The 12293-nt window shown below is 62.5% G+C and carries 13 protein-coding genes; 4 read left to right on the forward strand and 9 right to left on the reverse strand.

Annotated elements, in window-relative coordinates:
- Window positions 1–41: 41 nt before the first annotated feature.
- Window positions 42–1193 carry a M14-type cytosolic carboxypeptidase gene (locus tag IF189_RS18115; protein ID WP_134827405.1) on the forward strand — a complete coding sequence of 384 codons (1152 nt, stop codon included), beginning with the start codon at window positions 42–44 and terminating at the stop codon, window positions 1191–1193.
- A gap of 149 nt (window positions 1194–1342) precedes the next feature.
- Window positions 1343–2551, forward strand: coding sequence for an MFS transporter (locus IF189_RS18120; protein ID WP_134827406.1), 1209 nt, complete (start codon window positions 1343–1345; stop codon window positions 2549–2551).
- A 9-nt stretch (window positions 2552–2560) separates the two neighbouring features.
- Here IF189_RS18120 and IF189_RS18125 read toward each other — a convergent pair whose 3' ends face one another.
- Both IF189_RS18125 and IF189_RS18130 read right to left on the reverse strand, forming a co-directional pair.
- Window positions 2561–3106, reverse strand: coding sequence for a cytochrome b (locus tag IF189_RS18125; RefSeq protein WP_114884090.1), 546 nt, complete (start codon window positions 3104–3106; stop codon window positions 2561–2563).
- The gene (locus IF189_RS18130; protein WP_134827407.1) at window positions 3103–4197 is read right to left on the reverse strand and encodes a catalase family peroxidase; all 1095 of its coding nucleotides are present in this window, start codon (window positions 4195–4197) and stop codon (window positions 3103–3105) included. The genes IF189_RS18125 and IF189_RS18130 overlap by 4 nt, the downstream gene beginning before the upstream one ends.
- 157 nt (window positions 4198–4354) lie before the next feature.
- On the opposite strand from IF189_RS18130, the gene IF189_RS18135 reads away from it, so the two are divergent.
- Both IF189_RS18135 and IF189_RS18140 read left to right on the forward strand, forming a co-directional pair.
- Window positions 4355–4861 carry an RNA polymerase sigma factor gene (locus IF189_RS18135; RefSeq protein WP_085712444.1) on the forward strand — a complete coding sequence of 169 codons (507 nt, stop codon included), beginning with the start codon at window positions 4355–4357 and terminating at the stop codon, window positions 4859–4861.
- The gene (locus IF189_RS18140; RefSeq protein ID WP_192552024.1) at window positions 4858–5610 is read left to right on the forward strand and encodes an anti-sigma factor family protein; all 753 of its coding nucleotides are present in this window, start codon (window positions 4858–4860) and stop codon (window positions 5608–5610) included. Before IF189_RS18135 ends, IF189_RS18140 begins: the two co-directional genes overlap by 4 nt.
- Window positions 5611–5615: 5 nt before the next feature.
- Here IF189_RS18140 and IF189_RS18145 read toward each other — a convergent pair whose 3' ends face one another.
- The 7 genes from IF189_RS18145 to IF189_RS18175 all read right to left on the reverse strand — a co-directional run bounded on the left by IF189_RS18145 (window position 5616) and on the right by IF189_RS18175 (window position 12044).
- Window positions 5616–6587 (reverse strand): spore coat protein U domain-containing protein, encoded by a 972-nt coding sequence (locus tag IF189_RS18145; protein WP_192552025.1) that lies wholly within the window; start codon window positions 6585–6587, stop codon window positions 5616–5618.
- Window positions 6584–8941: a fimbria/pilus outer membrane usher protein gene (locus IF189_RS18150; RefSeq protein ID WP_192552026.1), complete on the reverse strand. Its 2358-nt coding sequence runs from the start codon at window positions 8939–8941 to the stop codon at window positions 6584–6586. Before IF189_RS18150 ends, IF189_RS18145 begins: the two co-directional genes overlap by 4 nt.
- 108 nt (window positions 8942–9049) lie before the next feature.
- A complete protein-coding gene (locus IF189_RS18155; protein ID WP_134827411.1) occupies window positions 9050–9832 on the reverse strand; it encodes a molecular chaperone in 783 nt (260 codons plus the stop codon).
- A 23-nt stretch (window positions 9833–9855) separates the two neighbouring features.
- Complete coding sequence (locus IF189_RS18160; RefSeq protein ID WP_134827412.1) at window positions 9856–10356, reverse strand: spore coat U domain-containing protein; 501 nt, start codon at window positions 10354–10356, stop codon at window positions 9856–9858.
- A 4-nt stretch (window positions 10357–10360) separates the two neighbouring features.
- The gene (locus IF189_RS18165) at window positions 10361–10897 is read right to left on the reverse strand and encodes a spore coat U domain-containing protein (protein WP_134827413.1); all 537 of its coding nucleotides are present in this window, start codon (window positions 10895–10897) and stop codon (window positions 10361–10363) included.
- A gap of 19 nt (window positions 10898–10916) precedes the next feature.
- Window positions 10917–11450 (reverse strand): spore coat U domain-containing protein, encoded by a 534-nt coding sequence (locus IF189_RS18170; protein ID WP_085712451.1) that lies wholly within the window; start codon window positions 11448–11450, stop codon window positions 10917–10919.
- Window positions 11451–11522: 72 nt separating this feature from the next.
- On the reverse strand, window positions 11523–12044 hold the full coding sequence (locus IF189_RS18175; protein ID WP_085712452.1) for a spore coat U domain-containing protein: 522 nt from the start codon (window positions 12042–12044) through the stop codon (window positions 11523–11525).
- Window positions 12045–12293 lie beyond the last annotated feature (249 nt).

Consider the following 12293-nt stretch of genomic DNA (forward strand, 5'->3'; position numbering starts at 1 on the left):
TGTAAAGTAGCCGCCATAAAAATCATATTCAGGAACCGATTATGACCGTGGCCAAATCTTCGTTCGACATCAGCGCCAACTTCGACAGCGGCAACATCCAAGTCATCGACATCAGCAACCCGCTCAACCCGGTTCTGGCAATTCGGCCAGATACCCGCAGCGCTCATTTCCAGTGGTTCCACTTCAAGGCCAGCGGCCTGCATGTTCATCAGGAACACTGGTTCCGCCTGGTCAACGCCAGCCAGTCTTCCTACAACAAGGCCTGGACCGGCTATCAGGCCGTCGCTTCCTACGACCACGTCAACTGGTTCCGCATTCCGACCCAATTCGAAGGCGACAGCCTGCGCTTCTGCCTTGAAGCCGAACAGACCCACGCCTGGTTTGCCTACTTCGAACCTTACAGCCGTGGCCGTCATGACTGGCTGATCGAGCAAGCGCTGACCAAGGCCGGCACCGAACTGCTGGCCACTGGCAAAAGCGTCGAAGGCCGCGACATCCAACTGCTTCGCAAAGGCACCGGCGCCGAAGGCCGACGCAAGATCTGGATCATCGCCCAGCAGCATCCCGGCGAACACATGGCCGAGTGGTTCATGGAGGGCGTGATCGAGCGTCTGGAACATCACAACGATCCAGTGCTGAACAAACTGCTGGAAAGTGCCGATCTGTACCTGGTGCCGAACATGAACCCGGACGGCGCGTTCCATGGCCATCTGCGCACCAACGCCATGGGCCAGGACCTGAACCGCGCCTGGCAGAGCGCGAGTCAGGAAGTCAGCCCGGAAGTCCTTTTCGTACAGCAGCAGATGGAAAAGTACGGCGTCGATCTGTTCCTCGACGTACACGGCGACGAAGAAATTCCCCACGTATTCACCGCCGGATGCGAAGGCAACCCGGGCTACTCCCCTCGGATCGAGAAGCTCGAAGAGCACTTCCGCAGCCATCTGAAACACACCACCAAAGACTTCCAGACCAAGTACGGCTACACCCGCGACGAACCGGGTCAGGCCAACATGACCCTGGCCTGCAACAGCGTCGGTCAGAAATTCGACTGCCTGTCGTTGACCCTGGAAATGCCGTTCAAGGATCACGACGATGCGCCGAACCCGCTCACCGGTTGGTCGGGCCAACGCTCGAAACAATTGGGCAAGGACGTGCTGACCACTATCGCCGACATGGTCGACACCCTGCGCTGATCCCCCCTGTTTCTCGCCCCATGAAAGATCGCAGCCCTGTCTGCGATCTTTTTTTTGCGCCGCACTTTTTCCCAATCAGGTTGCAAAACAAAACCAGATTACTTACCGTCATTCCAGTTTCCATTTGAAACCAGAAAAGGAATCAGGACATGAACGCGCAAAATCTCGGCAGTGGCGTGGTACTGCTGTTCGCCATCGCCTGCGGTCTGGCCGTGGGCAACGTGTATTACGCCCAACCGCTGCTGGACGCCATGGCTGACGCCTTCAACCTGTCGCCCGCGAGCATCGGCATCGTCATCACGTTGACCCAGGTCGGCTACGGCATCGGGCTGGTCTTGCTCGTGCCGCTCGGCGATCTGCTCAACCGCCGACGCTTGATTGTCACGCAAACCCTGCTGGCGGCTGCAGCCTTGCTGTTGATCGCGCTGGCAACCAACAGCACCTGGCTGCTGATCGGCATGACCCTGACCGGCTTGCTCGCTGTCGTGACTCAGGTGCTGGTGGCCTATGCCGCAACCCTGGCCATTCCGGCGCAACGCGGTCGTGTCGTCGGCGTGATCACCAGCGGCATCGTGGTCGGCATCTTGCTCGCACGCACCGTGGCGGGCGGGATGGCGGATCTGGCCGGTTGGCGGGCGATTTATCTGTTGTCGGCGGGGCTGACGCTGGTCATGGCAATGCTGCTGTTTCGCGTGCTGCCCAAGGACGAGAGCCCGCAACCGGCAACCTCCTACGCCGCGTTGATTACCTCGGTGTTCAGCCTGTTTCGAGAGGAACCAGTACTACGGCAACGGGCGATTCTGGCCCTGCTGACCTTCGCCAGTGCCATGGTCCTGTGGACGCCGATGGTTTTGCCGTTGGCCGCCCCGCCGCTGTCACTTTCCCACAGCGAAATCGGACTGTTCGGACTGGCCGGCGCGGCTGGCGCATTGGCCGCAGCAAGAGCCGGACACCTGGCGGATCGAGGTCTAGGGCAATGGGTCAGCGGACTTTCATTGCTGCTGATGCTTGGTTCGTGGCTGCCAATTGCATTCACCCAATCCTCATTGTGGGCGCTGTTGCTCGGCGTGATCACCCTGGATCTGGGCTTGCAGGCCGTGCATGTCACCAGCCAGAGCATGATCTATAGCGTCCGCCCAGAAGCACAGAGCCGTCTGACTGCCGGCTACATGCTGTTTTACTCGATTGGCAGCGCCCTGGGCTCAATCGCCTCGACGGCCATGTACGCCTGGGCAGGATGGCCGGGCGTCTGCTGGCTGGGTGCTGGAATCAACATCATCGCGCTGCTGTATTGGTGGCGAACATTGGCACCGCAAAAACGTGGCGAGCAGATGTGCACACTCGCCACGCCGGATTAACGTCTGCGGTCAGTTGCGATTACGTCCCCGCAGCATGCTGTCGAGCACCTCGTCGCGGCGCACCCAACCATGGAACAGCGCTGCCGCCAGGTGGAGCAACACCGTCAGAAACAACAGATACGCCAGATAACCGTGCGCCTTGCGCAACAGCGCAAACACTTGGGCATCTGCCGGCAGGATCGACGGCAATTGCAACGAATGGCCAAGCATTACCGGATCCCCCGCCGCGCTGATCATCGCCCAGCCCAGCAGTGGCAACACCAGCATCAAGGCGTACAGCAACAGGTGCGATGCCTTGGCCGCCATCACCTGCCAGCCCGGCAGATCCTCCGGCAGCGGCGGCTGACGCGTGCCCAGTCGCACCAGAATGCGCACGATCACCAGCAACAGGATCGCGATACCCAGCGGCTTGTGCAGGTTGATCAGCCATTCATGCCGCGCCGACACCGAAGTGACCATGCCGGCCCCGATGAACAACATGGCGATGATCATGAGTGCCATCAGCCAGTGCAGAAGTCGCGCCAGCGGATTGAAATGCGTCGGTGGCGTTCTCATGGGCGTGCCTCCTGTTTGCCAGTGGGCAATTGACTGACTTCGCTGGTGCGACGCAGGTAGGAATCGGCGTAACCGGCTGAACGAGCGGCGAGCAACGGGTCGTCGGAGCCTTCAATCCCGGCAGGCAGGACCAGTGGGTCGTAGTTGATGTCGCGGCATTCGCCACTGAGTTGCGGTTGGGTCTTTTCCAGCACCAGGGTGCCGGCGTTCAACATCTTGCGGCCGGCGGGCCAGGTCTTGCTCGCATCGTTCACCGGATCGTCAGCGTTGGCCAACGTGATATTCAACTGAAAGCGCAGCGGCCCTTCGGCCAGACGCTGCACCAAGTCCTTCTCGAGAAAATCGCTACCTTCCGGCGCCGTAGCGCCCGCTGCATCCTGGGCCAACGGCGCCATGCTCCAGCGCACGGCCTGCTTCTTGCCGCTCGCGTCGACCAGATAGAACGCGTTCACACTGTTGTAAGTCTCGGTCACGTAGCTGGCCGAAGGTTTGGCCGTCTTCACCCAGGTCAGGAACGGCACGGCTTCCGGATGGGCAGCAAAAAATGCCGGCACCTTGGCCGGATCCGGTTTACCTGTGGCGGGATCCGGCGATTGCGCCTGCTGCAACTGGTAGAAAGCCTCGGGTGTGCCGACCGGAAAAACCGGCATGCTGTTCATCCCGGTGCGCCACTGCTGGCCGTTGGCCTGAGTGAAACGCAGCGCCAGGCTACGAATCGGTACGGCGCTGTCCGGTGCATAAGGATTACCCGCCGGCAGCGCGAACCGCCCGACTACCGGAGTACGTGGTTCATTGAACACCTGCGCGACAGAGTAAGGACGCGCCTCGCCACTGCTTTCGAAATGGCCGATGACGCAAACACCCTTGGCGTGATTGCGACGAAACCCCGGATGCACGCCGTTATTCTTTTCCAGCACATCGACCAACGCCTTGGGCGTCAGTCGCTGCGGGTCAAAGTTACCGTGAACGTAGGCAAACGCCCCGGCCACGGCTGCGACAACCACGGCGATACCGCCGAGACGCAACACCAGGCTCGCGGCACTCAATGGCGGGCGTTGTGGGCCGCCGGGCGGTGAGCTGCGATCAACCATGAAAGACTCCAGGGCCATCGGCCACAAGTAGGAAGAATCAGCAAGACGCACGCCATCAGGATTTATTCCACGGCCCGGTATTTATTTTTCCGAACGTGGAATAACCTCGAATACCGGGCGTCTTCCTAGTCCACAGCGTAGTGACTAGCAGAGCTTCATGAGCGAATTCGACGAACAACTGAGAGAAATCATTCCCAGATTGCGGCGCTTTGCCGTGTCGTTGACGCGCAACGCCAGCAGCGCCGACGATCTGGTCCAGGCCAGCCTTGAACGTGCCCTCTCCAGTTGGGGTGACAAGCGCGCCGAGGGCGATCTGCGCGCGTGGCTGTTTTCGATCCTGTACCGCCAGTTCCTCGATGCGCACCGACGTTCCCGGCGCTACGCCCGGATGCTCGAATTCTTCACCGGCCGCGATGACGCCGAACCCTCGGTAGAACGCACCGTCATTGCCCAGTCAACCCTGCAAGCCTTCGATCGCCTGCCCACCGAGCAACGCGCCCTGCTGTTGATGGTGTCGGTGGAAGGCTTGACCTATAAGGAGGTCGCCGAGATTCTCGACGTCCCCACCGGCACCGTGATGTCGCGCCTGTCCCGCGCCCGCCAGGCTTTGCGCCAGCTCAGCGACGGCGAAATCAGCAGCCCTTCCTTGCGGATACTCAAATGATCAGCCTGCCCCCCAGCGAGCGTGATTTGCACGCCTACATCGACCACCAGCTCAGCGACGCCGACCGGCGTGTGCTGGAAAACTGGCTGGCCAGCCACCCCGACGACGCCGCGTTGATCCGCGCCTGGCAACAGGATGCCCAGCACCTGCGCGCGGCCCTCGGTGGCGCGTTGCAACAACCGGCCAACCCGGATCTGGACCCGGCGCTGATCCGCCAGCGGCTCAAGCATCGATCACACCGGCGCTGGGCCAGCGCGGCGGTGTTGCTGATAGCGGTCAGCCTCGGCGGTGTCAGTGGCTGGCAGGCCCGGGAAATGACCCTCGTGCGCTCGATAGCGCCGATGAGCGATGCCCTGCAGGCGTACCGCCTGATCGCTCAGCAAGGGATCCTGCCGGCGGACTACAAGGACGGCGGCGCAGGTGACATGCAGCGTTGGCTCGACCGCTACTTCACGCAGGCCAACCGTCTGCCGGACCTGACGGCAGCCGGGTTTCAACCGGTCAGCGGCCGCCTGCTGAGCACCGAAGAAGGCCCGGCGGCGATGGTCATGTATGAGGATCAAACCGGGCACAAGGTCAGTTTCTACGTGCGCCCGCCAGGGCCGAAAAATACCTTTCTGCCACGGGGTAGCCGTCGCGACGGGGATCTGCAGGCCGAGTACTGGTCCGGCGACGGTTACAACTACGCCATGGTCAGCCCGACCGATACCCCGGCGGCGCCGTTGCTCCAGCACACCGAGCGCTTCTGACCGGTTCAGAAGCCGACATCCAGCACCACGTTGTCCAGATAGGTGCCGGCGGGCGGCGTGGTCTGGTCGGTGTAGATCTTCGCGTTGTAGTTGAATATCTGGCTGCCGGTGCCCAGGCCATTGCCGGGATTGACCTCGGCATCGGTGCTGGCCCGACGTGCTGCGCCGACACTGCCCCAGCGGGTGGTGCCGGCGCTTTTGAAAATGTCGTAGGCCAGATAGTTGCTGCCCGAAATCATTCGCCGTCGGCCACCGACACTGATCGCGTTCTGCCCGTCGCCCAAACCCACGGTGTAGGCGCTGCCCTTGGTGCACGCCAGATTGATGGTCTGTCCGGTCACCGGGGTAAACGCGCTGATCACCGGTGCGCTGCCGAAGGCAATGTTGGGCGCGGTGATGGTGCAATCGTTGGACACGGTCAGGTTGACCGTCAGGGTCGTGGTGCCGCTGTTGATGTCGCGGCCCAGGCAGAGTCCCCCGACCCCGATGCCCGAACAGTAATTCCAGTTCCAGAAAATACTCAGGGTTTCGGTGTACACCCCGGCTGCCACGTTGCTGCCAATCGTGGTGCCGAAGTACAGCGGCACGGTTTTCGGCACCGTGCCGCCCAGCAATCCCAGCGCATCGATAATACCGTTGCGGGCGAAGTCGTAGGCCGTGCCTCGGGTCAGCGGGTAACTGGTGCTGTTGTTGGCGTATATCGTGTAGCTGATGACATCACCGGTTGGCCCGAGCAGACCGCTTTGAGTCGAAGTCACCGTGGCCCAGAAATGGTCATTGTTGGCCAACAGTGACAAGAGCGAGCCGGTGCAGCTCAGACCTCCGTTGAGTGTAGAGCTCGGTTGCGACGTGGTGCGCACCGCAATCGAACTGATCGTGCCGAACCCGGCCGGCGTGGTGGGAACCACCGAACACAGCGCCTGCGCCGCGCCCGGCAGCATCAGTGCCAGCCACAGGCAGAGCCGTACCCACGTCATTGACACACCAGCGGCCCGATCAGCGGGATCTGATCCTGTTGCAGGTCAACTTTGAACTGCGCCTGACAGGTCTTGCCATCGGCCAGCGTCACCCTCAGCGAGTTCTGCGCCTGCAGGTTTTCCAGATAGACCAGTCCGTCCCAGCCCACCACCGTACGCGTGCCACTCTCCTCATGCAGCACGCCGCTGCCCAGCGGCAATTCCTGTTGCTGCGCATCCACCAGCACGATGCTCGCGGCAATCACCCGGCTCAGTGGAAACTCCAGCAGGTAGCCACTGCCACGGCGCACGGCAATGCGCTGTTCGACATTCGGGCTGCGTACGTTGGCCGGCAGGTTCAACGGATCGATTTCATATTTGCCACGGTAGTAGGCGCTGCTCCACGGCACCAGCAAATGGCCGTTGCGATCGGTCTGGCCGACCTGCTGGTTCTCGTAACGCACCGGCACATCCGCGTAACCGTCGGTGCTGACCACCACGAAGGCATCATCGATGCGGTTGGCCGCGAACACTTGATGGTCCATCCACACCAGCGAACCGCTGGCATCGGCCCAGCGGGTTTCGGCCTCCGAAGTGCCGTAGACACCCGCCTGCAACTGCACCGATTGCAGACGCCACGTCACGTCAGCCTGACGGTAATCAGGACCGTCGCCGTTGGCGTAACCGAGGTTGAAGCCCACCCCGCCCTCGGACGGTACGGCGCGGCTGTAGTTGACGCGTTGTTGAGTCTGCCCGGTCTTGCTGCGTTCGCTGCTGATGGCCAGGCTGCCGCGCAGGTCGAAGGGGATCACCAGTTGCGCCTGCACCGCCCAGTTGGCGTCGCCGATTTCGCGGTTGGCCGACAGGTAGAAACTGCTGTTGCGCCACAACGGCTTGCTCCAGCTCAGGTTGAGCAACCGCGTGCGGGAATCGTCCGCCGCCCGGATATCGAAATAACCGACACCCAGACTGCCCCAGCGCTCAAGGTTGAGGCTCAGGGTCGCCTGCTCGCTGCGCTTGCTGAGGCTGGTGTAAGGACTGTCGACCACCGTGAGGTCGGCGTACTGGTCACGCCGTTGCAACCGTTGCCAGGAAAAGCTGAAGCGCTGGGCGCTGTACTGATAACCGAGGCTGTATTGCTGACCGCCGTCACCATCGAAACGGCTCTGGCTGATCGCACTGTTGAGCACCCCGAAATTGCCCAGCCGCAGATTGCCGCCGAGTCCGCCGAGGGTCAGTGAATCGGCCGCTTCGGCGTGGCTTTCCAGCGTGAAACTATCGCTGATGCCGTAACGCAGGCTGCCGGACGTTACGCCCGGCCCGTAGCTGAAATCCTTCAGCCCGTAATCCCGGCGCAGCGTACCGGCGCTGATCGAGAAATCGCTCAAGCCCTTCTGCAACAGGCTGCTGGTGACATAGAACGGCACGGTGGTCGATACCTGCCGACCCAGCGCATCGGTGGTCACCACCACAGCTTCGCCCGCACCGTTGATGAAGGGGATGTTGGTCAGGGTGTACGGGCCCGGTTGCAAATCGGTGCTGCTGGACTTGTAGCCGTTGATGAACAGATCCACCGAGGACGGCACCGCCGCTTCACCGGCGAACTGCGGCAGTGGATAAGTCACCAGATCCGGGCGCACCGCAAAATCCCGGGAGAACTGCACGCCCCCCAGACGCACCGAACTGCTCCACGGCAAGGCGCCGCTGACCACGTCCCCCGCCTCGTAAGTCAGCATCCGTTCATCATCGGAATAGCGCCACGTAGTGTCGTAGCGCAGATAACCGTTGCTCAGCGTGCTGACCGAATCCCCCGACAAGGTGCGCCGGTACTGCCCGGTGTTGGACAGCGTGCCCCAGCTGTCGAACACCCGCACCTCGTTCCACGCCGCCAGATAAGTCCCCGCGTCATCGGTGTCGTTGAGGTACAGGTCATAGTTGAACAGCGCGCCGAAACTGCTCAGCGCCGGGGTACGTGGATAGACCTGACGATTGCCGATGAACTGCTCCGGCAGCCAGTCCGGCGGCACGTCGAGCAGCAGTCGCTGGCCGACGCTGTCGTAGTCGCTGTGCAGCCCCGGCAGACCGTCGAGATCGACCTCGCCCCCCGCACTTTCGGGCAGTTTCATGCCGGTATCGCGCAACACGCTGGCCGGCAGGAACAGCCGCCCGCCGCGCTGCTCCACCGCCACTACGCGTCCGGTATTCATCTGGTTAACCACCAGTTCCAGGAACAACTGTGCATCGCTGACGGCCTCCATGCCGCTGGGAGGCGGCGGCAGTTCGCCGGCCCCGGATGGATGAATGAACATCAGGCAACACGCGCCGGTGACAAGCCACAACGGACGCTGAATACGGCGAGCCCATCCCGGGCTCATTAGCGTGCTTCGTCCGTCAATGGACTGGTTCCTCCTGAAACCGCTGCTGCCCGCCGGCCAATCGCTAGCCCGGCGGCCCCGCACTACCCGGCCCGCAGGCCGAAATCCTTACTTCGCCGGAGCGATGCTCTGTACCTGTGCCGCGCCATTGATCCGACCGGCCAGTTCTCCCGTTGTTGATCCCGGCGCCGGCCAGCGCATGACCGCGCCGGGCAGCACATAACCCAACAGCCCCTCCGCCAACGGCTTGCTCTGCCCGCCCTGCTTGAGCGCGACATCGGTCAACCGCGCATGCACCGCGCCCTGGTTGCGCACTTCCACATAGGGTTTGCCGTCGACCGAGACCGTGCGCCAGCTCAATTGCGGCAGGCCGATGCCCTTGGGGTCACGCTGTCGGGTCGTGTCTTCCTTGCTCCACAAGCCGGCACCGTAAGCAAACAGGGGCACCGAATAGCGCATCTGGAAGCGAATGGCCGCAGCCGTCTTTCCTGCATCGGCGACAGGTGGCTGCGCCGAAGGAATTTCGTCGATGATGATCCGGTAGGCCAGTTCCTGGCCGGGCGGCACGTCTTTGGTCCGGGTCAGGCGCACCAGTTGTTTCTGCCCCGGCTCGATCTTCGCCACGGGCGGACTGCCGATCACGTCACGCTGGTTCTGGTATTGCTCCTGGAAGCCGTTCTGGCTCCAGCCAAACACGCGGATCTGCAGATTCGCGGTTTCACTGCCACGATTTTCCAGCCATAACGCGCTGGCCTGCTGATCGGCTTCGAGCACCGGATCGATCGGCCAGATCAGCACCGAACTGGCCGCCTGCGCCTTGACCGCTCCGAGTGAAGCCAACACCAGCATTGCGCAACCCGCCCGCAACAGCCGTGACGAGACAACCCCCATAAACCCGCTCCTTGTGCCATTCATCACCACGACAGTTGCACCTGCAACACGTCGCTGTACGTCCCCCCAGGCTGATTGCCCGGCAATTGCACCTGACCGTAGATCGGCAGGCTGATGTTGTTCGCATCGCTATAAGCCACTGCCACGCTCTGACCGATGCCCAGACTCTGGCTGTAGGCCGCATCGCGAAACAGCGCATACGCCACCTTCGCGCTGCCGCCACTGATCTGCATGCGCCGCCCGCCGCTGTTGTACTGGCCGCCATCGACCGTCATGTTCAGCGTCACCCCCGGCGTGCATTGCAACTGCACGCCGCCGGTCAATGCCACTTGCACCGTGCCGGTGGCCAGCGCCGAACTCGAACCGAAATTCAGTCCGCCATAGTTCGACACGCCCCCCACCACCAGGCAGCCCGGTGTGATCGTCGCGCTGACCTGAAAGCTCTGGCTGGTCACCGCCGCCAGCGGCAATGGCACAACCCCCGCGCACAACAGAAGCAGCGCCGCACAACCATGCCGGCCCATGGCACTAGAACGTCAGCTCAACGGAAATCGTGTCGGTGTAAGTGCCCGCCGGCAGGCCGGCCTTGCCCACCGCCTGACCGTAGAGGTTCACGGTCTGCGCCACGCCGGTGCTGGCGGCGAGGTTGATCACGCCGTCGATAGCCAGCAATTGCGAGTGCCCGGCATCGGTGTACAAGTCGTAGGGCACATAGTTGGCAACACCGTCGTACAGCGCGCGGGTGCCGCCGGGCGACAACCCGTCATGAGCACCGGCCCGCACCTTGACCGACGGCGTAGTGCCGGCCGAGCAGAGAATCGACAACGCCCCGCCACCGCCGCCCAGCACCTGCCCGGTCGCGGTGGTGAACAGGCTGTTGGCGGTACCGAAGTTCAGGGCACCGAAGTTCAGGCCTGTGGAACCGCCGGAACCGTTGACCTGGCAACTGCTGATCAGGATCAGGCTGGAAGTGATCTGACCGGTGACCGTGGTAGCGGCATTGACGCTGGTGGCCAGCGTCAGGCCGAGCAACGACAAACCTATCCTTGATGCAATCGTACCCATGGTGTCCTTCCTCTACGGTTTACCAATCGAGCGTCACCGTCAGGGTGTCGGTATAGACACCGGCCGGTACCGCACGGGTGTTCGCCACCACCGAGCCAAATACCGGGATGGGTATCTGCGCGCCGCTGGTGACAGCGAAATTGTGTTGCTGGCCGATGCTGTAGCTCTGGCTGCCCGAAGCATCGAGAAACAGTTGATAGGGGATGGTCTGGCGACCGTTGCTCAGGCGACGGGTATTGCCGTCGCCGTGAGTGCCGCCGTCGATGCTCACGGTGAAACCGGTCACTGAAGGGTTGCAGGCCACGTTGAGCCTGCCGCTGCTGTCGTTGGCCAGGCTGGCCTTGATGGGAGCATTCCAGGTCGGGCCCTGCTGGCCGAAATCGAGTTTGCCGAAATCGCCTACCGGGCTGGCGGGGCTGGATGTATTGGTCACTTCGCAGCCGGCGATCAGGGTCAGGCGGGCGTGAATCTGCCCGTTGATGGCCGCCTGGGCATCTTCGGTGAGCAACAGCAATGCGCCTGCGGTGATGACCAGCCAGTGCTTGCCTGTCATTGCATCCCTACTCCTTCCGATCCCTGACCGCGTTCGTCATTGAACGCTCCTTCCGCACACGCTCCCGGCCGATCACCAGGTCACCGTCACCTTGACCAGATCCGAATACCGACCGGCTCTCGGCACCTCGGCCATCCGTTCGATCCGGCCGTACAGCGGCAGGTCCACCGAACCGCTGTCGGGCACCCGCCCGCTGACCGGCACGTCCACCACCAGCGGCACCCGCCGTGCGGCGTCCTGGTACAAACGGTAAGGAATGGCTTTGCCACCCGCCTCGCCCGTCATGTAGCGCACTTCTCCGGTCCCGCCATGCAGCCCGCCATCAACGCGCAGCTGATACGGCGTGTCGGGATTGCATTCCAGACGCGGCAATCGCGCATTCATCAGCGCCGCCCCGAGTGGCCCGGCCGGATCGTCAAGGCGTGCCGTGCTGCCGAAGTCGAGCACACCCAGTTGTTCGATACCGGCTCCGCGCTGCTGACCGATCAACTGGCAACCGCGCTGCACATCGACCCGCACTTCGACCTGCAGGTCAGCCGCCTGCACCGGTGTTGCGAGCCCGCCCAGCAATGCCCAGACCACCCTTGCATTCACTGCCCGTTCCTTGTCGGCGACAGCACCTGTGTCGTTACAGTGTTTCAGGTTAGCAACGGACGCCGATTGCGCCAGTCGATTGGATCCACTGAACGTGCGGGATATGTTTCGAAAAGTTGTCGATCCGTTACCCCATGGCACTGAAAAAAACTGTACGCGCCGCAGATTACTGTCCAGAAAGACCGTTGGCCGATAAAGCGCAGTGGAAGGAAAACTACCCGTCTGGTTACACTACGCCGCCGCGCTCGG

Origin of the sequence: Pseudomonas sp. IzPS59 (assembly GCF_014863505.1) — a bacterium.
In the GTDB taxonomy this organism is placed as follows: domain Bacteria; phylum Pseudomonadota; class Gammaproteobacteria; order Pseudomonadales; family Pseudomonadaceae; genus Aquipseudomonas; species Aquipseudomonas kribbensis.

Coding starts and splice junctions, on each gene's coding strand:
- IF189_RS18115 (WP_134827405.1), top strand. CDS start 42: ATGACCGTGGCCAAATCTTCGTTCGACATCAGCGCCAACTTCGACAGC.
- IF189_RS18120 (WP_134827406.1), top strand. CDS start 1,343: ATGAACGCGCAAAATCTCGGCAGTGGCGTGGTACTGCTGTTCGCCATC.
- IF189_RS18125 (WP_114884090.1), bottom strand. CDS start 3,106: ATGAGAACGCCACCGACGCATTTCAATCCGCTGGCGCGACTTCTGCAC.
- IF189_RS18130 (WP_134827407.1), bottom strand. CDS start 4,197: ATGGTTGATCGCAGCTCACCGCCCGGCGGCCCACAACGCCCGCCATTG.
- IF189_RS18135 (WP_085712444.1), top strand. CDS start 4,355: ATGAGCGAATTCGACGAACAACTGAGAGAAATCATTCCCAGATTGCGG.
- IF189_RS18140 (WP_192552024.1), top strand. CDS start 4,858: ATGATCAGCCTGCCCCCCAGCGAGCGTGATTTGCACGCCTACATCGAC.
- IF189_RS18145 (WP_192552025.1), bottom strand. CDS start 6,587: ATGACGTGGGTACGGCTCTGCCTGTGGCTGGCACTGATGCTGCCGGGC.
- IF189_RS18150 (WP_192552026.1), bottom strand. CDS start 8,941: ATGAGCCCGGGATGGGCTCGCCGTATTCAGCGTCCGTTGTGGCTTGTC.
- IF189_RS18155 (WP_134827411.1), bottom strand. CDS start 9,832: ATGGGGGTTGTCTCGTCACGGCTGTTGCGGGCGGGTTGCGCAATGCTG.
- IF189_RS18160 (WP_134827412.1), bottom strand. CDS start 10,356: ATGGGCCGGCATGGTTGTGCGGCGCTGCTTCTGTTGTGCGCGGGGGTT.
- IF189_RS18165 (WP_134827413.1), bottom strand. CDS start 10,897: ATGGGTACGATTGCATCAAGGATAGGTTTGTCGTTGCTCGGCCTGACG.
- IF189_RS18170 (WP_085712451.1), bottom strand. CDS start 11,450: ATGACAGGCAAGCACTGGCTGGTCATCACCGCAGGCGCATTGCTGTTG.